This is a genomic window from Propionivibrio dicarboxylicus (assembly GCF_900099695.1).
In the GTDB taxonomy this organism is placed as follows: Bacteria; Pseudomonadota; Gammaproteobacteria; order Burkholderiales; family Rhodocyclaceae; genus Propionivibrio; species Propionivibrio dicarboxylicus.
Genome location: NZ_FNCY01000020.1, coordinates 1 through 25,093 on the forward strand (window position 1 = coordinate 1; position 25,093 = coordinate 25,093).

15 protein-coding genes are annotated in these 25,093 nt (G+C 62.5%); 8 read left to right on the top strand and 7 right to left on the bottom strand.

The features are described from left to right. A partial coding sequence (locus BLR25_RS17595; RefSeq protein ID WP_091939533.1) for a beta strand repeat-containing protein occupies window positions 1–7,979 on the bottom strand: 7,979 nt, incomplete at its 3' end. Between the two features lie 736 nt (window positions 7,980–8,715). Then, window positions 8,716–9,297: a DedA family protein gene (locus tag BLR25_RS17600; protein ID WP_091939535.1), complete on the bottom strand. Its 582-nt coding sequence runs from the start codon at window positions 9,295–9,297 to the stop codon at window positions 8,716–8,718. Between the two features lie 346 nt (window positions 9,298–9,643). On the opposite strand from BLR25_RS17600, the gene groES reads away from it, so the two are divergent. Beyond that, window positions 9,644–9,934, top strand: coding sequence for a co-chaperone GroES (gene groES / locus BLR25_RS17605; protein ID WP_091939537.1), 291 nt, complete (start codon window positions 9,644–9,646; stop codon window positions 9,932–9,934). Window positions 9,935–9,991: 57 nt separating this feature from the next. Further along, window positions 9,992–11,644, top strand: a complete 1,653-nt coding sequence (gene groL, locus BLR25_RS17610; protein ID WP_091939539.1) for a chaperonin GroEL — start codon at window positions 9,992–9,994, stop codon at window positions 11,642–11,644. 116 nt (window positions 11,645–11,760) lie between these two features. Here groL and BLR25_RS17615 read toward each other — a convergent pair whose 3' ends face one another. Then, window positions 11,761–12,144: a hypothetical protein gene (locus BLR25_RS17615; protein WP_091939644.1), complete on the bottom strand. Its 384-nt coding sequence runs from the start codon at window positions 12,142–12,144 to the stop codon at window positions 11,761–11,763. Between the two features lie 73 nt (window positions 12,145–12,217). Continuing rightward, complete coding sequence (locus tag BLR25_RS17620; protein ID WP_091939541.1) at window positions 12,218–13,276, bottom strand: DUF2914 domain-containing protein; 1,059 nt, start codon at window positions 13,274–13,276, stop codon at window positions 12,218–12,220. A 216-nt stretch (window positions 13,277–13,492) separates the two neighbouring features. Here BLR25_RS17620 and BLR25_RS17625 point away from each other — a divergent pair, with 216 nt between their 5' ends. Beyond that, entirely contained in the window at window positions 13,493–14,500 is a 1,008-nt protein-coding gene (locus BLR25_RS17625) for an NAD-dependent epimerase (protein ID WP_091939542.1), read from the top strand. Window positions 14,501–14,518: 18 nt separating this feature from the next. Here the strand turns inward: BLR25_RS17625 and BLR25_RS17630 are convergent, their stop codons facing one another. Further along, window positions 14,519–15,721, bottom strand: a complete 1,203-nt coding sequence (locus BLR25_RS17630) for an ATP-grasp domain-containing protein (protein ID WP_218122802.1) — start codon at window positions 15,719–15,721, stop codon at window positions 14,519–14,521. 248 nt (window positions 15,722–15,969) lie between these two features. On the opposite strand from BLR25_RS17630, the gene BLR25_RS17635 reads away from it, so the two are divergent. Together BLR25_RS17635 and BLR25_RS17640 are read left to right on the top strand one after the other, a co-directional pair. Continuing rightward, entirely contained in the window at window positions 15,970–17,307 is a 1,338-nt protein-coding gene (locus BLR25_RS17635; RefSeq protein WP_091939544.1) for a ferredoxin reductase family protein, read from the top strand. Window positions 17,308–17,438: 131 nt separating this feature from the next. Next, window positions 17,439–18,398 carry a Bug family tripartite tricarboxylate transporter substrate binding protein gene (locus tag BLR25_RS17640; protein ID WP_218122803.1) on the top strand — a complete coding sequence of 320 codons (960 nt, stop codon included), beginning with the start codon at window positions 17,439–17,441 and terminating at the stop codon, window positions 18,396–18,398. A 35-nt stretch (window positions 18,399–18,433) separates the two neighbouring features. On the opposite strand, the gene BLR25_RS17645 is transcribed toward BLR25_RS17640, so the two are convergent. Further along, the gene (locus BLR25_RS17645; protein ID WP_091939546.1) at window positions 18,434–18,835 is read right to left on the bottom strand and encodes a hypothetical protein; all 402 of its coding nucleotides are present in this window, start codon (window positions 18,833–18,835) and stop codon (window positions 18,434–18,436) included. A gap of 207 nt (window positions 18,836–19,042) precedes the next feature. Between BLR25_RS17645 and BLR25_RS17650 the strand changes: the two genes are divergently transcribed. Both BLR25_RS17650 and BLR25_RS17655 read left to right on the top strand, forming a co-directional pair. Then, on the top strand, window positions 19,043–19,924 hold the full coding sequence (locus BLR25_RS17650) for an NAD(P)-dependent oxidoreductase (RefSeq protein ID WP_091939548.1): 882 nt from the start codon (window positions 19,043–19,045) through the stop codon (window positions 19,922–19,924). A 30-nt stretch (window positions 19,925–19,954) separates the two neighbouring features. Next, the gene (locus tag BLR25_RS17655; RefSeq protein ID WP_091939550.1) at window positions 19,955–20,929 is read left to right on the top strand and encodes a Gfo/Idh/MocA family protein; all 975 of its coding nucleotides are present in this window, start codon (window positions 19,955–19,957) and stop codon (window positions 20,927–20,929) included. 6 nt (window positions 20,930–20,935) lie between these two features. On the opposite strand, the gene BLR25_RS17660 is transcribed toward BLR25_RS17655, so the two are convergent. Beyond that, window positions 20,936–22,132, bottom strand: a complete 1,197-nt coding sequence (locus BLR25_RS17660; protein ID WP_091939552.1) for an acetylornithine transaminase — start codon at window positions 22,130–22,132, stop codon at window positions 20,936–20,938. 324 nt (window positions 22,133–22,456) lie between these two features. Between BLR25_RS17660 and leuS the strand changes: the two genes are divergently transcribed. Then, window positions 22,457–25,084, top strand: coding sequence for a leucine--tRNA ligase (leuS, locus tag BLR25_RS17665; RefSeq protein ID WP_091939554.1), 2,628 nt, complete (start codon window positions 22,457–22,459; stop codon window positions 25,082–25,084). Window positions 25,085–25,093: the final 9 nt, after the last annotated feature.

Here is a 25,093-nt window from a genome sequence, read left to right on the forward strand (position 1 = left end):
TGGTCCGTCGTCAGCGCCATCAACTGTTCGGTCGTCACGCCCGCCTGCAGTTGCGTCGTCGTCAGCGAGGCCACCTGATCCGTCGTCAAGGCAGCAATATCCGCTGTCTCGACCACCGAGACCTGTTCTGTGCTCAAGGCATCAATCTGATCCGTGCTCAGCGCAGCGATCTGATTTGTGGTCAAGGCAACGACCTGCCCGGTGTTCAGACCATCGTGCACCTGCGTCGTACTCAACGCGAAGATCTGATCGGTACTCAAGGCCATGATCTGGTCCGTACCCAGTCCCGCCTGGATCTGCGTGGTCGTGAGCACACCGATCTGTTCCGTCGTCAATGCGACGATGTCGTCGGTTTCGATGACGGCAACCTGTTCGGTCAAAAGCCCCCTGACCTGCGCCGTCGTCAGCGCCATCACCTGGTCGGAAGTCAGTGCGACGACCTGGTCGGTATTCAGTCCTCGCTGGATCTGGTTGAGCGTCAACGCCCGCACCTGGTCGGAGGTCAGCGCAACGATTTGATACGTCGCGAGCCCCGCGTGTATTTGCGTGGTCGTCAGCGCCGCGACCTGTGCCGTGCCGAGCGCTGCGATCTGATCGGTCGTCAGCCCGCTGCCAATCTGGAACGTCGTCAGCGCCGCCACCTGCCCCGTCTTCAACGCTGTCACGTCGGCCGTTTCGATCGCAGCCACCTGGTCGCTGCTCAGCGCCTGAATCTGCCCGGTGCTCAGCGCCTGGATCTGGAGGGAACCGAGTGCAACGATCTGGCCGGTGCTCAGACCGCTGTTGATCTGGAAGGTGGTCAGCGCGGCCACCTGAGCTGTCTTCAGCGCCGCCACGTCGTCGGTCTCGATCGCGCCAACCTGGGCGCTCGTCAGCGCCTTGATCTGCGTTACCGTCAGCGCCTGAATCTGGGCAGTGCTAAGCGCAATCAGCTGATCGGTATTCAGCCCATACTGCACCTGCGCCGTCGTCAATGCCGCCACTTGCGCCGTGCCGAGCGCGGCAATCTGGTCAGTGCTCAGGCCGGCGTTGATCTGGTCCGTCGTGAAGGCCGACATCTGGGCGACCTTGAGCGCGGCCACATCGACGGTTTCGATGACGGCGACTTGCGTCGTCGTCAGCGCCTGGATCTGGGCGCTTGTCAGCGCCTGGATCTGGCGGGAACCGAGAGCAATCACCTGTTCCGTCGTCAGTCCGTTGCGGATCTGCACCGTCGTCAGCGCCGCCACCTGACCGGTACCCAATGCGGCGATCTGGTCGGTGCTCAGTCCGCTCTGTATCTGGTCAGTCGTCAGCGCCGCGACTTGTGCGGTCTTGAGCGCCGCAACGTCGACGGTTTCGAGCGATCCGACCTGAACTGTCGTCAGCGCCCGAATCTGGGCCGTGGTCAGGGCGGCAATCTGCCCGGTGCCGAAAGCCGCCAGCTGGTCGGTGCTCAAACCATCGCGGATCTGTGCCGTCGTCAGCGCGATGACTTGCGTCGTCTTGAGCGCCGCCATATCCACGGTCTCAATCGCGGTCACCTGATCGGTCGTCAGCGCCTGTATCTGCCCGCTCGTCAGCGCCTGTATCTGATGGGTGCCAAGGGCAACGATCTGGTCCGTACTCAGTCCGCGGCTAATCTGCAGCGTCGTCAGCGCCGCGACCTGTCCGGTCTTGAGGGCCGCCAGGTCGACGGTCTCGATCGCGGCCACCTGAGCCGTCGTCAAGGCCCGAATCTGGGCGGAAGTAAGCGCCTGGATCTGCTGCGTGCCGAAAGCAACCAACTGATCCGTGCTCAGCCCATTCTGGACCTGAAGTGTCGTCAGCGCAGCCACCTGGGCCGTGCCCAGCGCAGCGATCTGGTCGGTACTCAGGCCGCTGGTGATCTGCGCCGTCGTCAGCGCAGCGACTTGCGAGGTCTTAAGTGCGACAAGATCGGTCGTTTCAATGGCAACGACCTCGTCAGTGCTCAGCGCCTGGATCTGCGCGGTGGTCAATGCGGCTACTTGGGCCGTACCCAGGGCGACAATCTGATCGGTCGTCAGGCCGTTCCGAACCTGATGGGTCGTCAGCGCGGCGATTTGGGCGGTCTTGAGCGCCGCAATGTCCGTCGTCTCTATCGCGGCGACCTGCGCGGAAGTCAGCGCCCGCAACTGTGCGGAGGTCAGCGCCTGAATCTGGCCGGACCCAAGCGCCACGATCTGGTCGGTACTGAGTCCGGTCTGGACCTGGACGGTCGTCAGCGCGGCAAGCTGCGCTGTTTTCAGCGCCGCGATATCCGTTGTTTCGATCGCCACGATCTGCGCAGAACTCAACGCCTGCAGCTGGACGCTCGTGAACGCCTGGATTTGATTGGTCTCCAGGGCAACCAGCTGGTCGGTCGTCAGACCGCTACGGATCTGCAGCGTACTCAGCGCAGCCAGTTGTGCCGTCTTGAGCGTAGCGATGTCAGCGGTTTCGACGGCAGCAAGCTGACGGGTGGTCAGCGCGACCATCTGGGCGGTCGTGAGGGCACGAACCTGATCGCTGCTCAAGGCAAGGATTTCGTCGGTACTGAGGCCATTCTGGATCTGTTGGGTCGTCAGCGCAGCCACCTGCGCCGAACTCAGCGCGGCCACCTGATCGGTCGTCAAGCCGCTCCTGATCTGGGTTGTCGTCAGTGCGACCAACTGCGCCGTCTTCAGCGCCGCAATATCGTCCGTCTCGATCGCCGCCACTTGGGCGGTGGTCAGCGCCTTGAGTTGGGCCGAGGTGAGCGCCCGGATCTGATCCGACCCCAAGGCAACGATCTGGCTGCTGCGCAATCCGTTCTGAACCTGCAGGGTCGTCAACGCGGCGACCTGCCCCGTCTTGAGCGACGCGACATCGTCGGTCTCGATCGCCGCCACCTGGGCCGTGCCCAGCACGGCGATCTGCACGGTGGTCAAAGCCCTGATCTGATCGGTGCCGAGCGCAACCACCTGGGCTGTCGTCAGCCCGTTCTGAATCTGTTGCGTCGTCAGTGCGGCGACTTGCGCCGACCCCAACGCTGCGACCTGATCCGTGCTGAAGCCCCGGCTGATCTGCGTCGTCGTCAGCGACACCAGCTGCGCCGTTTTCAGCGCCGCGACATCTTCCGTCTCAATCGCCGCCACTTGCGTCGTCGTCAGCGCCTTGAGTTGAGCACTGGTCAAGGCGCGGACCTGGGTAGTGCCGAGCGCGACCACCTGCGCAGTCGTCAGGCCGTTCTGGATCTGCGTCGTCGTCAGCGCCGCCACCTGCGCAGTACCGAAGAGCTCAAGTTGCTCGGTACTCAAACCCAAGTTGAGCTGGGCCGTCGTCAGCGCGGCAATTTGCCCGGTCTTCAACGCCGCGATGTCATCCGTCTCGATGGCGGCAATCTGGGCGGTCGTCAACGCCTGAATCTGCGCCGTCGTCAACGCGGCAATCTGCGCAGAATTCAGCGAAACCACCTGGTCGGTGCCGAGGCCGCTTCGGATCTGGCTAGTCGTCAGCGCAACCACTTGCGCCGTCTTCAGCGCCGCCAGGTCAGCCGTTTCGATCGCAGCGACCTGTGCCGTCGTCAGCGCCCGGATCTGCGCGGAATTAAGCACCCGGACCTGATCGGAACTCAGCGCCTGCACCTGCGCCGTGCCCAGGCTGCTACTGACTTGCGTCGTTGTCAGCGCTGCAACTTGCGCCGTCTTGAGCACGGCAATGTCGCCGGTTTCGATCGCCGCAACCTGCGCCGTATTCAGCGCTTTGATCTGGGCTGTGGTCAACGCCTGGATCTGATCGGAATCAAGCGCGACCACCTGACCGGTGCTCAGGCCATTCTGAATTTGCCAAGTACCGAATGCGGCGACCTGCCCGGTCGCGAGCGCCTCCACCTGATCGGTGCTCAGTCCCCTGGCAATTTGCGTCGTCGTCAACGCAGCCACCTGGGCCGTTTTGAGCGCAGCCAGATCCGCCGTCTCGATGGCAGCGACCTGCGCCGTCGTCAGCGCCTGAATCTGGGCCGTGGTCAGGGCGCGGATCTGATCGGATTCGAGCGCGACGACCTGCGCGGTATTCAGGCCGTTCTGGATTTGCTGCGTCGTCAGTGCGGCGACTTGCGCCGTCTTGAACGCGGCCATATCGGCCGTCTCGATGGCCGCAACCTGTGCCGTCGTCAGTGCCTTGATCTGGGCCGTCGTCAGCGCCTGCACCTGGTCACTGTCGAGTGACACCACTTGAGCGGTCGTCAGACCGACTTGGATCTGCTGCGTCGTCAGGACCGACACCTGACGGGTGTCCAGCGCCGCGACCTGATCGGTGCTCAGGCCGCTCTGGATCTGAGCCGTCGTTAACGCAGCCACCTGGACCGTCTTGAGCGCAGCGAGATCCGCCGTCTCGATGGCAGAGACCTGCGCCGTCGTCAGCGCCTGAATCTGGGCCGTGGTCAGGGCGCGGATTTGATCGGATTCGAGCGCGACGACCTGAGCGGTATTCAGGCCGTTCTGGATTTGCTGCGTCGTCAGGGCGGCGACCTGCGCCGTCTTGAGCGCGGCCATATCGGCCGTCTCGATGGCGGCAACCTGTGCCGTCGTCAGCGCCTTGATCTGCGCTGTCGTCAGCGCCTGCACCTGGTCGCTGTCGAGCGCGACCACCTGAGCGGTCGTCAGCCCCGCCTGAATCTGCTGCGTCGTCAGGACCGACACCTGACGGGTGTCCAGCGCCGCGACCTGATCGGTGCTCACGCCGCTCTGTATCTGAGTCGTCGTCAGGGCAACGACTTGCGACGTCTTGAGCGCGGCGATATCCGCCGTTTCGATCGCCGCGACTTGCGTCGTGGTCAGCGCCTTGATCTGGACACTGTTGAGCGCCCGAATCTGATCCGAGCCGAGGGCCACCACCTGACCGGTCGTCAAGCCATTCTGAATCTGCTGGGTCGTCAGCGCCGCCACCTGTGCGGTGCCGAGCGCGGCAATCTGGTCGGTACTCAGCCCGTTGCGTATCTGAGTTGTCGTCAGCGCGACGACTTGCGATGTCTTGAGCGCAACGATGTCGTCCGTCAGAATCGCGGCGACCTGCGCCGTCGTCAATGCCTGTATCTGCGCCGTCGTCAGCGCCTGGATCTGACTGGAATTCAGCGAAACAACCTGGGCAGAGTTCAGACCGCTTTGAATCTGACGGGTCGTCAATGCGGAGACTTGGGCGGTCTTGAGCGCGCTGACGTCATCGGTTTCAATGACGCTCACCTGGGTTGTGCTCAACGCGCTGATTTGTGCGGTAGTCAGCGCCCGGATCTGGTCGGAACTCAGCGCGACGATGTCGCCGGTAGTCAGCGCCAGGGTCTGGGCGGTACTCAGTGCCTGGATCTGCCTTGTCCCGAGCGCAGCGACCTGATCGGTAACCAACCCGCTCTGGATCTGGTAGGTCGTTAGCGCGGCGATCTGGTTCGTCTTCAACGCGGCGATGTCCGCCGTCTCGATGACGCTGACCTGCGCCGTGTTCAGGGCGGCCACCTGGTAGGTGCTCAGCGCCTGGATCTGGCGGGTGTCGAGCGCCACAACCTGCGCCGTGTTCAAGCCACTCTGGATCTGCCCTGTCGTCAGCGCAGCGATCTGCCGGGTTCCGAGCGCCGCCACCTGGTCGGTGCTCAGCCCGCTCCGGATCTGGTCGGTCGTCAGCGCAGCAACCTGCGCGGTCGTCAGCGCGGCGATGTCGATCGTTTCGATGGCACCAACCTGGGCAGTACTCAAGGCGCCAATCTGGACGGTGGTCAGTGACTGTATTTGGCGCGTGTTGAGCGCTTCGAGTTGCGCGGTGCTCACGCCGCTCCGCACTTGCTGAGTCGTCAACGCGGCAATCTGTGCACTCGTCAGCGCCGCAACATCGTCAGTTTCGATCGCTGCGACCTGGTCCGTCCGCAAGGCCGCCACCTGAGTCGTCGTCAGGGCCTGAATCTGGCGTGAACCGAGCGCGACCACCTGATCGGTCGTCAGCCCGCTCTGTACTTGGAAGGTCGTTAAGGCTGCCACCTGCCCGGTCTTGAGCGCAGCGATGTCGACCGTTTCGATCGCGGCAACCTGGGTCGTTGTCAAAGACTGGACATTCGCCGTGTTGAACGCCTGAAGCTGATCGCTGCCAAGCGCGACCACCTGATCGGTCGTCAGGCCGCTACGCACCTGCAGGGTCGTCAGCGCCGCAACCTGCGCAGTTTTCAATGCAGCAACATCTGCCGTCTCAATGGTCGAGACCTGCGTCGTGGTCAGGGCCCGCACCTGCGCCGTGGTCAGCGCCTGAATCTGGTCCGTCGTCAACGCCTGGATCTGACCGGTGGTCAATGCGAGGATCTGGTTCGTCGTCAGCGCCAGAATCTGGTTCGTGCCGAGCGATTGCAGCTGCCCCGTAGACAGCCCACTACGAATTTGCTGCGAGGTCAGCGCAGCAATCTGGGATGTCTTGAGCGCGGCGAGGTCAGCCGTTTCGATCGCAGCGATCTCGGCGGTCGTCAACGCGGCTACCTGGACCGAATTCAATGCCAGCAGCTGGGCGGAATTGAGCGCAACGACCTGATCGGTGCGCAGCCCCTGCAGGATCTGGGCGGTCGAAAGCGCCGTCATCTGGCCGGTGCCAAGGGCGGCGACCTGATCGGTCGACAGACCGTTCCTGATCTGACTAGTCGTCAGCACAGCGATCTGCGACGTCTTGAGCGCGGCGACATCGGCCGTTTCGATGGCAGCGACCTGTGTGCTCGTCAGGGCCTGAATCTGGGTCGTCGTCAAGGCCTGGATCTGATTGGTCGCAAGCGCTGCCAGCTGATCCGTGCGCAGGCCGCTGCTGATCTGGGCGGTCGTCATGGCTGCCAGCTGGCCGGTCTTGAGCGCTGCAACTTCGGTCGTCCCTAGCGCGGCGACCTGGGCAGTCGTCAGCGCCTGAATCTGGACGGTAGTGATCGCCTGCAGCTGATTGCTGCCCAGCGCGATCACCTGCTGCGTCCCCAACCCGCTCCTGATCTGTGCGGTCGTCATTGCGGCGAGCTGACCGGTGGTGAGTGCCGCTACCTGGTCGGTACTCAGGCCGCTGTTGATTTGGAAGGTGGTCAGCGCCGCAATCTGACCGGTCTTGAGCGCAATGAGGTCCGTCGTCTCGATGGCCGCGACCTGGGCGGTTGTAAACACGCGCAACTGGTCGGTCGTCAGCGCCTGGATCTGCGCCGTGGCAAGTGCAACGACCTGCGCCGTGCTCATCCCGACAGCGATCTGACCGGTCGTCAGCGCGGCGATCTGTGTGCTCTTGAGCACGGAAAAATCCGATGTCTCTATCGCCGCAATCTGGGCGGTGCCAAACGCCTGGATCTGGTCGGTGGACAAGGCCCGGAGCTGCGCCGAATCGAGCGCAACGACCTGATCCGTGGTCAACCCGTTCTTGATCTGACCCGCCGTCAGCGCCGTCACCTGCAAGGTCGTCAGCGCCGCAACCTGTGTCGTGCCGAGGCCATTGCGAATCTGGGCACTCGTCAACGCGGCGATCTGGGCCGTCTTGAGCGCGGCGATGTCGGTGGTCTCGATGGCGGCCAGTTGCTGGGTCGCCAACGCGAGCAATTGAGCGGTCGTCAACGCCTGGATCTGGTTGGTCTTGAGCGCGACGATCTGGTCAGTGCTGAAACCGTTGTTGAGTTGCGCCGTCGTCAATGCGGCGATCTGGCGCGTGCCGAGCGTAGCGATTTGATCGGTGCTCAGGCCATTTCGAACCTGCGCGGTGGTCAGCGCGGCAATTTGGTCGGTCGTCAGCGCGACGAGTTGCGTGTTCGTCAACGCCGCGATCTGGCTGGAGGTCAATCCTTGGGACAACTGGCTTGCCGACAAGGCCTGCAGATCGACAATTTCGATCGCGCGAATCTGATCGCTCGTCAGGACAGCTAGCTGAGCCGTGGTGAGCGCTTGCATGTCGGCCGTCGACAAAGCGCGAATCTGCGCCGTCGTCAAAGCCGCAATTTGCGCTGTCGTGCCGTTAAAAACGGTGGTAGTCATAGATCACCCGGTTGCCCACCGCTCATTATAAAAGCTTAAGGTGCAAATCTCCCGCAACGATATGACTTTAGTCGTAGTTCGTCGCGGCCATAAAACATTTATCGGAAGGTTTCGGCATAACTGAACCGCAATCACCAAGGCGCGCGAAATAAATGGAGCAAAGCCGCTGTTGCGCGCCAAAGACGCGCAACATGCGGGCAATGTCCGGACTGAGGTAGCCGCCTCTTTCAACATTCGATACTCGCAACTCCTGGTGTTACCGCGAAATACTTCACACCGAATCTGTCTGCTCCGATGTTCGTCGGCATGACGAAATGCGCACAGCCTCGCACCCTTCCGCCTTACCTCGGCGACGATGCAAACCTGCCCCATCCCTCTTCACGCCATTCACTTGTTTCAACGTAAGACCGATGCCTGCTCCATAAAAAAACGATCACTATCAGACGCTGATGACCACACACCGGACCACCCCGTCCGATGCCGCCGGTTGAACTACCTTGCCCCGACAAATACCCTCGCGCCTCCGCATCGGCAAAAATTACCGGTGGCCGGAGACTGTAATTGCCGGTGACACGAAACCATAGGAAAAGCCGATTTGCCGATAACCTCGTCTTAACTGTGTTAGACACACCCATCCCACTTGCCATCAACGGCAAGTGCATGGACTTTAGCGATACTCACGCATTAAACGTGCCACCAGTCGGCACCCGGCGCCTGACGGGAAAAGCGCAGCGTGTTACGGATCGCCCCGCTCCCGGCCATTTGGCGTCTTCTTCGCCAGAATCCTGCGCCCTAGAACGATGCCGACGCCAACGAGAAGGATCGCCACGATCAATCCCTCCTCGATCTCCTTGAGATCGCCCAATAAGGCTTCAAAGGCAACGCCGAACAAGCGGCCGATGCTGACCACGACCACCGTCCAGACGCTCACGCTGAGGATATTGACGACGGAAAACCGCCCCAGCGGCACGCGACTCGTTCCGAGAATGAACGGTCCGGCAATTCTGAGGCCGTACAGAAAACGGAAAGCGACGATGCAAAGAACGTCATAGCGTTCCAACAGACCGAGAATGCGAGCCTGGTGTCCTAGCACCCGCGGAAATCGCTCGATCAGGCGATTCCCGTACCGACGACCGCCAAGGAAGGCGAGTTGATCCCCCAGCGCGGCCCCGACGATAGCGACGGCAATGACCGCCGGCCACGCGAGAAAACCACGCTGTGCGGCGAAGCCGGCAGCGATCAGGATGATCTCCCCTTCGAACAGGGTGCCGCAAAACACCGCCAGGTAGCCATATGACGTCACAAACGTCGTAATCATGATTGCAAGCCTTGGCAACAAGAAATAATCGGTCGCGGTATTGCCGGGAGAATTTCGGCGCCCCGACGAACCCGCCTTGTGCGGACAACACTGAACCGCATTCCACTTCGTTGGTACACCGATCCCGCCCGACACGCCGAAGTTCAAAACGCAGGGGCGCCCCTCGGATTCACCGATCAACGACAAAAAAATCGACGGCCCCGACTTGAAAAACGAGGACCTCGCCCCTATTATTAGCACTCGTTCGCTTCGAGTGCTAATAACCAAGTTACCGAAGCGCAGTATTACCACGGCGAAAGCCGGTCAAGTACGTCGTTACTATTGCTTAAAAACAGGAGAAATCAGCATGAAAATCCGTCCTTTGCATGATCGCGTGATCGTCAAGCGTCTCGAGGAAGAGCGCAAAACCGCATCCGGCATCGTGATCCCCGACAACGCCGCCGAGAAGCCCGACCAAGGGCAGGTTCTGTCCGTCGGCCCAGGCAAGCGTGACGAGAACGGCAAGGCTGTCGGCATGGACGTCAAGGTTGGCGACCGCGTGCTCTTCGGCAAGTACGCCGGCCAGACCGTCAAGGTCGATGGCGAGGAACTGCTCGTCATGCGCGAAGAAGACATCATGGGCGTCGTCGAGGCCTGATCGCCTCGCCCACAACGCTTACCGACCCATCCCTAAAGAATTTTCAGGAGTAATTCAATGGCAGCTAAAGACGTCAAATTCGGCGATTCCGCCCGTACCCGCATGGTTGAGGGTGTCAACATCCTGGCCGACGCGGTCAAGGTCACCCTCGGTCCGAAGGGCCGCAATGTTGTGCTCGAGCGTTCCTACGGTTCGCCGACGGTCACCAAGGACGGTGTGTCGGTCGCCAAGGAAATCGAACTGAAGGACAAGTTCGCCAACATGGGCGCCCAAATGGTCAAGGAAGTCGCTTCCAAGACCTCGGATATCGCCGGTGACGGCACCACGACGGCGACCGTGCTCGCCCAGTCGATCGTTCGCGAAGGCATGAAGTTCGTTGCCGCCGGCATGAACCCGATGGACCTCAAGCGCGGCATCGACAAGACCGTCGCCGCCATCGTCGACGAACTCAAGAAGGTCTCGAAGCCCTGCACGACGACCAAGGAAATCGCCCAGGTCGGCTCGATCTCGGCCAACTCCGACTCGTCGATCGGCGACATCATCGCCGAAGCCATGGAAAAAGTCGGCAAGGAAGGCGTCATCACCGTTGAAGACGGCAAGTCGCTGAACAACGAACTCGAAGTCGTCGAAGGCATGCAGTTCGACCGCGGCTACCTGTCGCCCTACTTCATCAACAACCCGGACAAGCAGATCGCCATCCTCGAAAACCCGTATGTTCTGCTCTTCGACAAGAAGATCTCGAACATCCGCGACCTGCTGCCGGTGCTCGAGCAAGTCGCCAAGGCCGGCCGTCCGCTGCTGATCATCGCTGAAGACGTCGAAGGCGAAGCGCTGGCGACCCTCGTCGTCAACAACATCCGTGGCATCCTCAAGACCTGCTCCGTCAAGGCACCGGGCTTCGGCGACCGCCGCAAAGCCATGCTCGAAGACATCGCCATCCTGACCGGCGGCCAAGTCATCGCCGAAGAAGTCGGCCTGACCCTCGAGAAGGCCACGCTGGCCGAACTCGGCCAAGCCAAGCGCATCGAAGTCGGCAAGGAAAACACGACAATCATCGACGGCGCCGGCGCTGCGGTGAACATCGAAGCCCGCGTCAAGCAGATCCGCGCGCAGATCGAGGAAGCCACCTCGGACTACGACAAGGAGAAGTTGCAGGAACGTGTCGCCAAGCTGGCCGGCGGTGTTGCGCTGATCAAGGTTGGTGCCGCCACCGAAGTCGAAATGAAAGAGAAGAAGGCCCGCGTTGAAGACGCGCTGCACGCCACGCGTGCTGCCGTCGAGGAAGGCATCGTTGCCGGCGGTGGCGTCGCGCTGCTGCGTGCTCGCGCTTCGCTGAGCGCAGTCAAGGGCGACAACGCCGACCAGGAAGCCGGCATCAAGATCGTGCTGCGCGCGATCGAGCAGCCGCTGCGCGAAATCGTCGCCAACGCCGGTGACGAGCCGTCGGTGGTGGTCAATGCCGTCGTCAATGGCAAGGGCAACTACGGCTACAACGCCTCGACCGGCCAATACGGCGACATGGTCGAAATGGGCGTGCTCGACCCGACCAAGGTGACCCGCACGGCGCTGCAAAACGCCGCGTCGATCGCCGGCCTGATGCTCACCACCGACTGCATGGTCGCCGAACTCGCCGAAGACAAGCCGGCTGGCGGCATGCCGGGCGGCATGGGCGGCATGGGCGGTATGGGCGGCATGGGCATGGACATGTAATCACGTCCAACAGCTTCGCCTGAAACACGCAAAGCCCCGGAACGGCATCCCCGTTCCGGGGCTTTGTTCATCACGAGATCCGCCTCGCTCGCCCGCGCACTAAATGACGGACGCGATCAGCCGCCGTCCTCGCCATCCGCCATATCGACGAGTCGCTCGCATTCGCCCATCAAGGACAACGCCACCTCCGACGAATGCCGGGGATCGAGCGATTCCATCATTTCGTGAGCGAGATACAGGCCCGCCTCGCGCGAGAGTGACTCGGCGAGTTGCCGCGCCAAACCGTCGCTCAAACCGGACAATAGCCTTCTCGCCACCAGCGGCAAATCCCGCCGGGTGCGCGCCAGCCACTCGGCCGCCAGACTCGCCCCCTGCGCCTCCGTCAGCCACTGCCCGTGCTCGTAAAACGTCGACAAACGCTCGGCGGTCAGCGCGAAAACCAGCGCCACGCGCACACCGCGTTCGTCCGCCGGCAATGACGCTGCACTATTCGGGAACATCGGAACACCGTCCTCCATGACGATCGAGCGGCAAGCCTACCATGCCGACATGACGCTTGATTGCGCCCCCCCCCTAGAACTCACGCAAGCTCAGTTGCTCGGGCGCCGCGCTGCCACGCTCGACCGTCACCGACTGGATACCGATGGTGCGACCATCCTGTGTTGCGACGATCAGGCGCCATTCTCCCGGCACCGGATTGAGCACCCAGGAATACCCGCGAAAACCGCGCTCGCGTCCGCCGGTACTGCGAAAACGGCTCCGGTAGACCACCCGCCACCCGCCGCCCTCGCGCACTTCCCAGCGATGTTCGAGCAGCGCCGTCACCCCCAGGGGTGCGAACACGGCGGAAACCCCGTACAACTTTTCGCCCTCCGGCACATGAACGGTCGTCGCCTGATCGCGCCAGAACTGCCATGCAGACGGCGATTCGACCGCTAGCGTCAACCGGTTGCCGCCCTGCGTCAGCGCATGTCCGACCGCCAGATCCTGCTTCACCAGCGGCACCGGCGCAATCATGTCGAGCGCACCGGCCAGCGCCAACACGAACGCCACGCCCCACGACGGCAGCATGCGTCCCGGACGCCCTGGCGAAATCCACCAAAGCCCATGCGCGAGGAGAATACCGACCGCCGTCGACAGATAGAACCAGCTCCAGTGCAGGCTTCCGGCCGCCAACGGCAACGCGAAATTGAACAGAAGAATGGCATTGAGCGCAAACAGCGCCCAGATCAGCGTGAAGCGCCGGCCATAGAGCCGGGCAGCGAATTCGTTGCCGATGAGCAGGCCACCCAGGACCGTTGCCATCAGCCAGGTGCCGAGATGCCCGGCACTCTTGAAATAGAGAATGAAGAGCGCCGAGAAAATTCCGCCAAAGAAAAACTGGAGCAGGAGATACGGCGCCCGCCAGGCGAAGCCGCGAAAACGTCCGCGCAGACTCCGCTCGGCTTCCGGCGCGACGAGCATCGCCGATTCGCGCCGCGCCAGCCAGAGGATCAGCAGCGCAGCGCCGAGCAGGAAACCGCCGAGCCGCCAAAAATCCGACGGGCGGACGCGCTGGCCGATCGTCAACGCGTCCCAGACGAAACCACCGAGGAAGGCACTCACCGGATAAAAACGCCGCAGGATTTTCACGACAGGACTTTCATTTCGAGCTAACAACAAACCAATCCGCCATGATAAACCGGCAGCCCCGCTTCCCGACGCCGGGATACGATCATTTCTCGGTCATAAGGCAGGTATGGCACAATGCCGCGCGTCGCCCCACGTTGTCCCCCGACCGACGCGGCTACCCGCGCTCCGGACGCAATCGTGCGCCAGCGGCATTTCGAGCAAAATGAGAGACTCAGCATGAAAGTATTGGTTACCGGCGCGGCCGGATTCATTGGATCGACACTGACCCTGCGCCTGTTGGCCCGCGGCGACACCGTCATCGGACTCGACAACCATAACGACTACTACGACCCGAGCCTCAAGGAGGCGCGACTGGCGCGCTTTGCTGACCACCCGAATTATGTTCATGTCCGCGCCGATCTTGCCGACCGCGCCGTAATTGAAGGCATATTCACCGATCATCGCCCGCAGCGTGTGGTCAATCTCGCCGCCCAGGCCGGCGTGCGCTACTCGATCGAAAATCCGCTGGCCTACATCCACAGCAACATCGTCGGCTTCGCCCACATTCTCGAAGGCTGCCGCCATCATGGCGTCGACCACCTGGTCTATGCCAGCACCTCCAGCGTCTATGGCGCCAACACGCTCATGCCGTTCTCGATCCACCAGAACGTCGATCACCCCCTCAGTCTGTATGCTGCCAGCAAGAAGTCGAACGAACTGATGGCCCACACCTACAGCCATCTGTACGGACTGCCGACAACCGGACTACGCTTCTTCACCGTTTATGGCCCCTGGGGGCGCCCGGACATGGCGCTGTTCAAGTTCACCAAGGCTATCCTCGCCGGAGAACCGATCCAGGTCTTCAACTACGGCAAGCACCGGCGCGACTTCACCTATGTCGATGACATCGTCGAGGGCATCGTCCGCGTACTTGACCGTCCGGCGCCGGCGAATCCCGCGTGGCGTGGCGATGCGCCCGACCCCGGCAGCAGCGCTGCGCCCTGGCGCGTTTACAACATCGGCAACAACGCGCCGGTCGAACTGCTGGACTACATCGGCGCCATCGAGAAGGCGCTTGGCATGAAGGCGCAGATGACGCTGTTGCCGCTGCAATCGGGCGACGTGCCCGACACTTATGCCGACGTCAGCGATCTCACCGAACAGTTCGACTACCGACCAAACACCAGCGTCGAGGTCGGGATCGCACGCTTCGTCGATTGGTACCGCGACTACTTCAAGGTCTAAGCGGCTGCGGGTCCGCGATCAACGCGCGGCGGCGCGGCCCAGCATTTCGCGGAACGCCATGAACAGGCGATGCATCGCCGCTTGCTTGTAGGGATAGACGTCAATCGGGTCCATCGCATGCACGACCATGGCATGGTCGATCTCGAACACCAAGAGACGTCCATCGGCAGTCTCGGCGCAGTCAAGGCCGAGATAATCGAGGCCGACGGCGGCATGGATCCCTGCCAGCGCCTCTGCATGGCGAGCCGCGAAAGCATCGTCGAAACTCGCCATGAAAACGGCTTCTTCCGCGCGTTTCGCGGCGCTATCGGCCATGCCGGCATTGAGATAATGGATCATCCAGTGGTCGGAGATACCCATGTGACAGGCATACGGTTTGCCATCGACCAGGGCCACCCGATATTTGCGGTACTGACCATCGCTTGAGCGGTAGTCGATGAAAGGCGCAATAAAGACATCTTCGCCAGGAATCCGGGCGAGGACCGCTGCCAGCGTCACCGGATCGACGATCTTGTGCAAATCGTTACCGGCATGCGAATCCACCGGCCGCACCAACAGCGGAAAACCAATGGCATTGGCTTCACGCGGCGCCTCGGCAAGCATCCTGCGATTCACCCGTAGCGTCGGCGGCATCAGCACGCCCGGTACGGCCGCGAGCAATTCGGCCGCCGTGTCGCGCGCCACGAGGGCGATTCGGGACGGATCGTTAAGTGTCGGCCGTGGCCAGGAGGCAAGCAGCGGCTGCCAGGCATCGATGAACGGGCGATTCGCTGCGGTCTCGCTCAGCGCCACCAGCAACACGTCATGTTCAGGCAGCGCTTCCGGCGCAACCACCTGCTCGGAGACATAGTAGAGATCGAGATCGACGTCGGAATCTTCGAGAAGGCACTCGACCGGAATATTCGCCATCAGGTCGCCGGGCGCGACCAGCACCAGCAAACGCAGACGCGTCGGCCGTCGCGACGGAAAATGGAAATGACGACGCACCGCCAGCGCTTCACGTTGCAACAAACGCGCAAGCGGCTCGTTCCCGTAGAAACGCAAAATGACAGCTGCGTCGAGCAGTGCGCCGGCATCGTCTTCGCGCTCGGTCGCCTGGCGGATCAGTCGCTCGTACAAGGGGCGCAGATCGACGCCCAGAAAATTGAAGCGCATCAGCGGCGCCAACCCGAGGTGCGGAATCACGGGCAAGGTCAGCAGTTCTTCGATGGAAAACAGCATGAATGAACAGGCGGCAGGAAGAATGAAAGCCCCGGACTCTACCCGCGTCGGCACGCAAAGGCACGAGGCAAAAACGTAAGAATGTGTAAAGGCAGCCGCCATCCTACCGGAAGTTATTACCGAGCGCCGACCGCAAGTGGTCGATGCAACAATTTGCAATGTATTTCCAATCCTGCGGAATCCGGTTGTAACACCTTGACAGGACAATGTACCGCATCACAAGACATCGTCGTAACGACCGAAACACCATGAAAAAAATCCAGACATCACTGCTTATTTTCCTTGTATCGCTGACCGCACTGTGGCTGCTCGCCGACACACCGCTGCCATCACCGTTGACCTACGGCGCTTTTCGCAACGTCTTTATGCAATATAGCGGCGTCATCGCGATGGGCGCGATGAGCCTGGCGATGATCCTCGCCCTGCGCTGGCAGCGCCTCGAATCGATGCTCGGTGGCCTCGACAAGATCTATCGCCTGCACAAATGGCTCGGCATCACCGCGCTCGTCACCTCGATCCTGCACTGGTGGCTCGGCCAGGGGACCAAATGGATGACACAATGGGGCTGGCTCGTGCGACCGCCACGCGGCGCACGCCCGAACCCGGCCGACCTCGGCCTGATCGAGGGCTGGCTGCGCAGCCAGCGCGGACTCGCCGAGACGCTCGGCGAATGGGGCTTCTACCTCGCCGCGCTGCTGCTCGTGCTAGCACTGATCAAGCGCTTCCCCTACCACCTCTTCCGCAGGACCCACACCTGGCTCGCGGCTCTCTACCTGGTTTTCGTCTTTCATGCCATCGTTCTGACAAGACTCACCTACTGGCAACAACCGCTCGGTTGGATCATGGCGATACTGATGACCGGTGGCGTTGTGGCGGCGATCATCGCCTTGACGGGGAAAATCGGCGCCAGTCGCAAGATCGGCGCACGGGTGAACGCGCGCCGCGATCTGCCCGCGCTGCGTGTTTTCGAGGTGGAACTGACGCTCGATCCGGGCTGGCCGGGGCATACGGCCGGGCAGTTCGCCTTCGTTACGTTCGATCCCGCCGAAGGCCCGCATCCCTATACGATCGCCTCAGCCTGGAACCCGGCCCAGCCGCGGCTCGCCATCGCCGCCAAGGCGCTCGGCGACCACACCGAACGCCTGCGCGAAGATCTAACGGTCGGTGCCACGGCTGTCGTCGAAGGTCCGTATGGCCGCTTCGACTTCAATGACGGCCAGGCACGTCAAATTTGGGTCGGTGCCGGCATCGGCATTACCCCCTTCCTCGCACGTCTCGGCGAACTGGCCGCGCGTCGCGGCAACCAGGCCATCGATCTGTTCTATTCGACGTCGCTCAAGGATGCCACCGTCGTCGCGCAGCTGACCGAAGCCGCTAACCGCGCCAGCGTCTCGCTGCATATCATCGACAGCGGCAACGAGGGGCGACTTGATGCAACGATCATCCGCACACGCGTCCCGGAGTGGGCGGCGTCGAGTCTCTGGTTCTGCGGCCCGAGTGCCTTCGCTCGCAGCCTGCGGCACGAATTGCTGACCCTCGGATTGCCCGCCAATCGCTTTCATCAGGAACTGTTCGAGATGCGTTGATGCCGCCCTTTCCCGCGCATGGGCAGGTAGCCATGTGACAGCCGCGGCCGCTTCGCTTATAGTGCGCTGCTCCGATGTCACCCGGCGAACCGACCATGCTGAATAAATTCATATCACTAGCGCTGCTTTCCATGACACTGATCTTGCCGGCCCAGGCCCAGACATCGGCCCAGGCGCCGGCAAAAGGAAGCGCCTACCCGACCAAGCCGGTCCGCCTGATCGTCCCCTTCCCCCCGGGCGGCGGCTCGGACATCCTGGCGCGGCTGATCACCAGCAAGCTCAGCGAACAGCACAAGTGGACCTTCATCATCGACAACAAACCCGGCGCCGGCGGCACGATCGGCATTACCGAGGCAGTCCGGATGGCGCCGACTGGCTACGACCTTGTCATGGGACAGAAGGATAATCTGGTAATCGGCCCCTGGTTGTTCAAGAACCTGCCCTGGGATCCGACCCGCGACCTCGTGCCGATCGCCCATGTCGCCTATACGCCGGTATTGATCGCCACTAGCGTCGATTCCAAATTCAAGACGCTGAATGACGTCGTCGCTGCCGCACGCAAGTCGCCCGGCAACATCAACTACGGTTCACCAGGCAATGGCACCTCGATCCACCTGGCGGCCGTACTCTTCGAAAAAGCCGCTGGCATCCAGCTCATGCATATTCCGTACAAGGGCTCGAGTCCGGCCCTGCTCGACGCCATCGCCGGCAACGTCGAACTGCTCGTCTCGTCGGTGCCATCGGCCATGGGGCAGATCAAGGGCGGCAAATTGCGCCCGCTCGCGGTCACCTCGGCCAAACGCAGCTCGCTGCTGCCGGATGTACCGACGGTCGCCGAACTCGGCTTCAAGAACTTCGACGTCACAACCTGGTACGGCCTGTTCGCCCCGGCCGGCACGCCCCCCGCCGTCGTCGATACGCTCAACGCCGCCGTCAACACGCTGCTGGGCAATGCTGAAGTACGCGCAGCCATCCGCGAACAGGGCGCCGAACCCGAAGCGATGACGCCGGCAAAATTCGGCGCCATGATCAAGGCTGACTACCCGCGCTGGAAAAACATCGTCGAATCGTCGGGCGCCACCAACAACTAGGCCGGGACGCTCGTCAAACCGCCGGCGCTACGGATTCAGCCGGCAGGACGCGCCTTGTCGTTGGCGTCGAGCCAGCGCACTACGTCGGCAAGCGCGCTTTCCGCCGTCAACTCGGCGTCGAAGCGCTCGCCGTCCGACGCCTGCGGCATCGCCCGGCGAATTCGTGCGGCATAGTCGCCGATTTCGGTCGGGCTCTTGCAGTACCTGACGGCCAACTCGAATGCCAGGGCGCTCGGCGTCTGCCGCCAGAGCGCATGCAAGGCGTTGGTCATGCGGACGCTACGCAGCTTGGGGCAATGGCGCGCGAGCGTCTCAAAAAAACGCATCAGTTGGGGACTGGCCGAGTCCTCCCGCAACAACACTTGACCGAATTCCTGCACCGCTTTGTACTGGTGTTCCCACCAGTTGCGAAGGTGATCTGGAATGGCATTTGACATTATCTGGCCTCATGCGGATTAGTTCGTGCAGGGCGGATACTAACAAACCTCGGCGCACAACAACCGACTTTCCACAAAAACAATAACTTATGCCATAAGCACAGACGCTGACGATGGCATTCTCTGATCCTGCGACACGATGAACGGCGCCATTGGATCGGACGGTGATAGAGTTCCGGCTTCACCCGCCGACTCACGGAGTCTGATATGAAAATCGGATTTATAGGATTGGGCATCATGGGGCGTCCGATGGCGCTCAACCTCCTCAAGCACGGACATGCCTTACGCGTCTGGTCGCGACGCGAGGCCTCGATGCAAGCGCTGCTCGACGCCGGCGCGACCGGGGCGACAAACCCGGCCGAACTCGCCAGCGATGCCGACATCATCTTCACGATGGTGCCGGACGCACCCGATGTGCACGAGGTCCTGTTCGGCGACAAGGGCATCACAAAAGGCGCGCGCCCCGGCCTGATCGCCGTCGACATGAGCACGATCAACCCGATCGCCGCCCGCACCCTGGCCAGCGACCTCGATGCGCTCGGCATCGACTTTCTCGACGCGCCGGTCTCTGGCGGTGAAGTCGGCGCCATTGCCGGAACGTTGTCGATCATGGCCGGGGGAAAACCCGAGGTTTTCGCGCGCGTTCAGCCTTATTTCGCCTGCATGGGGAAGACGGTCTCGCACGTCGGCAAGGCCGGCGCCGGACAGGCAGCCAAGGCCGCCAATCAGATCATCACCGGCGTCAGCGTCATGATGGTCGCCGAAGCCTTCAATTTCGCCGAAAAGAACGGCGTCGACCTCGTCCGCTTGCGCGAAGCGCTGATGGGTGGTTCGGCCGCCTCCAAGACGCTTGAAGTGCACGGACAACGCATGCTCGACCGGCATTTCGATCCGGGCTTCAAGTCCTGGATGCGCCAGAAGGACATGAATATCGTCATGGAAGCTGCCCACGCGCTCGGCATTTGCCTGCCACTGACGGCAGCGACGGCGCAGATGTACAACGCCGTCATGGCCAGCGACCTGGGCGAAGCCGACCAAACGATCGTCATCAAACTGCTCGAACAACTCTCCGGCATCCGCAAGGACTAAGACGAGAGCATCTCAAGGAATAAGCACAGCATGAAATACGTCCTGATTGGCACCGGCAACATCGCCAACACCTACCTTGCAGCCATCGGCAAGCTGCCGAACAGCCAGGTTGTCGCCTGCGTCTCGCGTTCCGGACGACGTCCGTCAACGGCCCCCGACCTGCCCTGCGCCGCCAGTCTCGCCGAAATCACCATCCCCTTCGATGCCGTGATCATCGGCACGCCGAACGGCCTGCACCACCTGTCGGCAGTCGAAGCCGCGCGCCTCGGCAAGCACGTGCTGACCGAAAAGCCGCTCGATATTCATCGCGCGACGATGGACGCGATGATCGATGCCTGCCGGCACGCCGGCGTCACGCTTGCCGTCGCCTACCAGCGCCGCACCAATCCTGACAACATCACGCTCAAGCGCCTGTTCGAGCAACAGGCGTTCGGACGCATCTTCGCAGCCGACCTGAGCTGCAAGTTCTGGCGCGACCAGGCCTATTTCGACAGCGGCGCCTACCGCGGCAGCTGGGAGGGCGATGGCGGCGGCCCATTCATGCAGCAGGCCTGCCACAACATCGACACCTACCTGTGGTTCTTCGGCATGCCGGCCGAAGTCACCAGCCATTTCGCCACCTTCATTCATCCGATCGAAGTCGAGGATCACGGCGCCGCGCTGCTGAAATACGAAAACGGCATGATCGGGACGATCATCGCGTCAACAGCAGCACGTCCCGGACTGCCGGCTCGGCTGGAAGTCCATTGCGAAAAAGGCACATTCGTCACGCTTGATGACCGCATCAGCTACTGGGCGATTGACGGCATCGACAACCCTGCCAGCGCCGCGCCGGCAGCCAATGGCAACAATGCCAACAGCGCTGCCGTCACCGACACCGCCCGCCACGAAGACATCCTGCGCGACTTCGAAGCCGCCGTGCGCGACAAGCGTCCGCCGCTCGTCGACGCCGAATCGGCGCGACAAACGACGGAGCTCATCCTGCGCATTTACGGCCGGCAGTAAGCGTCCTCAGGCAAGACCCGCCGCCGCGTGCGCGCGGCGGATCGACGCCTGGAGAAGCGCCAGGCCTGCGTCGATTTCAGCGTCGCTGCTGTTGAGCGGCGGCATCAAGCGCAAACAATGCGGACGCGGGGCATTGATCAGCAGGCCGTCCTCGCGCGCCAGTTCGACCACCTCGGCAGCACTTGCGCGCCCGAGTTCCAGAGCCAGCAACAGCCCGGCCTGGCGCACCTCGCCCAAGCCCTCGGCCAGCGAGATCGCCGCCAACCCGGCGGCGAAGCGTTCACCCGCCCGGCGCACCTGCGCCAGAAACCCATCGCCAAGCAGCGTCTTCAGCACGGCGCTGCCCGCCGCGCAGACCAGCGGATTGCCGCAATAGGTGCCGCCCTGATCGCCCGGTGAAAAACAGCTGACCGCCCCCTTCGCCAGCAGCGCCGCCAGCGGCACACCACCGCCGAGCCCCTTTCCCAATGTCATGATGTCGGGCGCAATGCCGGCCTGCGTGTGGGCGAACAGCGTTCCCGTCCGGCCGCATCCGGTCTGCACTTCGTCGACGATCAGCAACAGCCCCTGCGCATCGCACAGGTCGCGCAGCGCGCGCAGGAACTCGGGCGTGGCGGGGATCACGCCGGCCTCGCCCTGCACCGGTTCGAGCATGATCGCCACCGTCTTTGGCCCGAGGCATGCTTTCACCGAGTCGATATCGTTGAGGCGCGCCTTGGGGAAACCATCGACCTGCGGCCGGAAAAGCACATCCCAGCCAGGCTTTCCGCTTGCCGACATGGTCGCCAGCGTGCGCCCGTGGAACGCATCGACGAAGGTGACGATTTCGTGGGCGCCGTCTTTGTGCAGTTGCCCCCACTTGCGCGCCAGCTTGATCGCGCCCTCGTTCGCCTCGGCCCCCGAACTCGCGAAAAAGACCTGATCGAAGCCGCTGTTCTCCGTCAGCAGACCGGCCAGTTCAAGCGCCGGCGCGTTGTAGAAGGCCGGACTCGGATTGATCAGCGTCGCCGCCTGAGCGGCGATGGCCTGCACCACCGGCGCCGGCGAATGGCCAAGACAATTGACTGCCCATCCCTGGACCCAGTCGAGATAGCGTCGCCCAGCATCGTCAATGACGTAGGCACCCTCACCGCGGACAAGAACGAACGGTGGGCGGACGGCGACCGGCATCAGCGCAGCGACAGGCGGGGCAGACATTTCCATGACAGACTCCTTTCAGGCGGTTAGAAAACAAAAAGGCCACGGCGAAATGCCGTGGCCTTGCAGATTCGTTCCGGTTAAACCGGGAGGATCAGGATGCTGCGATCGGGAATCCTCCGGACAGGCACGCGCGCCACGGCAAGACGCTAGAGCGTCGGGTCGCGGTACGGCGTCGGCAGAAGAAGATCGCTGGATTCATGACGTCATCTTTGCCGAGAACGCCGACCCTGTCAAATGCGGCCTTCTGCGTCGTCGCCGGGTTCCGGAGAAAGGCAGCAAACCGCGTATAATTCGCGGTTTACTTCTTATCTTGCCGACCATTTCATCATGCAGGAAAAATACCAACCCCAAGAAATCGAGCTGGCTGCACAGGCGTACTGGAAAAAGACCGGCGCCGCGCGTGCCGTCGAGGATGCCTCGAAGCCCAAATACTATTGCCTGTCGATGTTCCCTTACCCATCGGGCAAGCTGCACATGGGCCACGTCCGCAACTACACGATCGGCGACGTGCTCAGCCGTTTCAAGAAGATGCAGGGGTTCAACGTCATGCAGCCGATGGGCTGGGATGCTTTCGGCATGCCGGCGGAAAACGCCGCGATCCAGAACAACGTGCCGCCAGCGCAGTGGACCTACTCCAACATCGAATACATGAAGGGGCAGCTCAACCGCCTCGGTTTTGCGCTTGACTGGGAACGCGAAGTCGCCACCTGCCGGCCCGAGTACTATCGCTGGGAACAATGGCTGTTCACCCGTTTGTTCGAGAAAGGCCTCGTCTACAAGCGTTACGGCACCGTGAACTGGGACCCGATCGACCAGACCGTACTGGCCAACGAGCAAGTCATCGACGGACGCGGCTGGCGTTCGGGCGCGCTGATCGAAAAGCGCGAAATCCCGATGTACTACATGAAGATCACGGCCTATGCCGAAGAACTGCTCGCCGACCTCGACCAGCTGACCGGCTGGCCGGAGCAGGTCAAGCTGATGCAGAAGAACTGGATCGGCAAGAGCGAAGGCGTGCGTTTCGCCTTCCCCTACACGCTTGACGGCGAAGCCGGCAAGCTCTGGGTGTTCACGACGCGCGCCGACACGATCATGGGCGTCACCTTCGTCGCCGTCGCCGCCGAGCACCCGCTCGCCACGCGCGCTGCCAAGGACAACCCGCAACTGGCCGCGTTCATCGAGGAATGCAAGCAGGGCGGCGTCGCCGAAGCCGACCTCGCGACGATGGAAAAGAAGGGCATGCCGACCGGCATCTTCGTCACCCACCCACTGACCGGCGCGCAAGTCGAGGTCTGGGTCGGCAACTACGTGCTGATGGGTTACGGCGACGGCGCCGTCATGGCCGTCCCCGCCCATGACGAACGCGATTTCGCCTTCGCCAAGAAGTACGACCTGACGATCACGCAGGTCATCGGCGAGAAGGACGCCGCCGGTGCCGAGAAGGTCTTTTCGACCGAGGCCTGGCAGGAGTGGTACGCCACCAAGGACGGCTATTGCGTCGCCTCGGGCAAATACACCGGTCTCAGCTACAAGGCCGCCGTCGACGCCATCGCCGCCGACCTCGCGGCGAAAGACCTGGGCGAGAAAAAGGTGCAATTCCGCCTGCGTGACTGGGGCATCTCGCGCCAGCGCTACTGGGGTTGCCCGATCCCGATCATCCACTGCGACAGCTGTGGCGACGTGCCGGTCCCCGACGACCAGTTGCCCGTCGTGCTGCCCGAGAATGTCACCGTCACCGGTGCCGGCAGCCCGCTCGCCAAGATGCCGGAATTCTACGAATGCACCTGCCCGAAATGCGGCAAACCGGCCCGGCGCGAGACCGACACGATGGACACCTTCGTCGAGTCGTCCTGGTACTTCCTGCGCTACTGCTGCCCGGACAATGACAAAGCCATGGTCGACGAACGCGTCGCCTACTGGTGCAAGGGCGGCATCGACCAGTACATCGGCGGCATCGAGCACGCCATCCTGCACCTGCTCTACTCGCGCTTCTGGACCAAGCTGATGCGCGACACCGGTCTATTCGGCAACGAGAAACTCGACGAACCCTTTGCCAACCTGCTGACGCAGGGCATGGTGGTGGCGCCGACCTTCTATCGCGAAGAGGCCGACGGCAAGAAGCAGTGGATCAACCCGGCCGACGTCGAACTGACCTGCGACGAGCGCGGTCGTCCGACCGCCGCGACGCTGGCCGCCGACGGTCAGCCGGTCGCCATCGGCGGCATCGAAAAAATGTCGAAGTCGAAGAACAACGGCGTCGACCCGCAGGCGCTGATCGACCTGTTCGGCGCCGACACGGCCCGCCTGTTCATCATGTTCGCATCGCCGCCCGACCAATCGCTCGAATGGTCCGACGCCGGCGTCGAAGGCGGCTATCGCTTCCTCAAGCGCCTGTGGCGCCTGGTCTTTGAACACGTTTCGGGCGGCAGCGTCGCGACCTTCTCCGGCGGCGAACTGACGGCCGAACTCAAGGCCTTCCGTCGCCAGTTGCACCAGACGATCGGCAAGGTCACCGACGACTACGGCCGCCGCCAGCAATTCAACACCGCCATCGCCGCGGTGATGGAACTGCTCAACGCCTACGCCAAGCTGACCGATCTGAGCGACACGGCACGGCAAGTCCGCCAGGAAGCGCTCGAAGCCGTCGCGCTGCTGCTGTATCCGATCGTGCCGCACATCTGCGAAGCCCTCTACAGCGAGCTCAAGCCAGGCCAGACGGTCGGTGCCCAGCGCTTTCCGACGGTCGACGACAGTGCGCTCGTTCAGGACGAAATCGAACTCGTGCTGCAGGTCAACGGCAAGCATCGCGGCAATCTCCGCGTACCGGCCCAGGCCAGCAAAGCCGAGATCGAAGCGGCAGCGATCGCCAGCGAAGGCGCGCAGCGTCACCTTGAGGGCAAGCCGGCGAAGAAGGTGATCGTCGTGCCCGGACGCCTCGTCAACATCGTCGTCTGACGCTGCGGA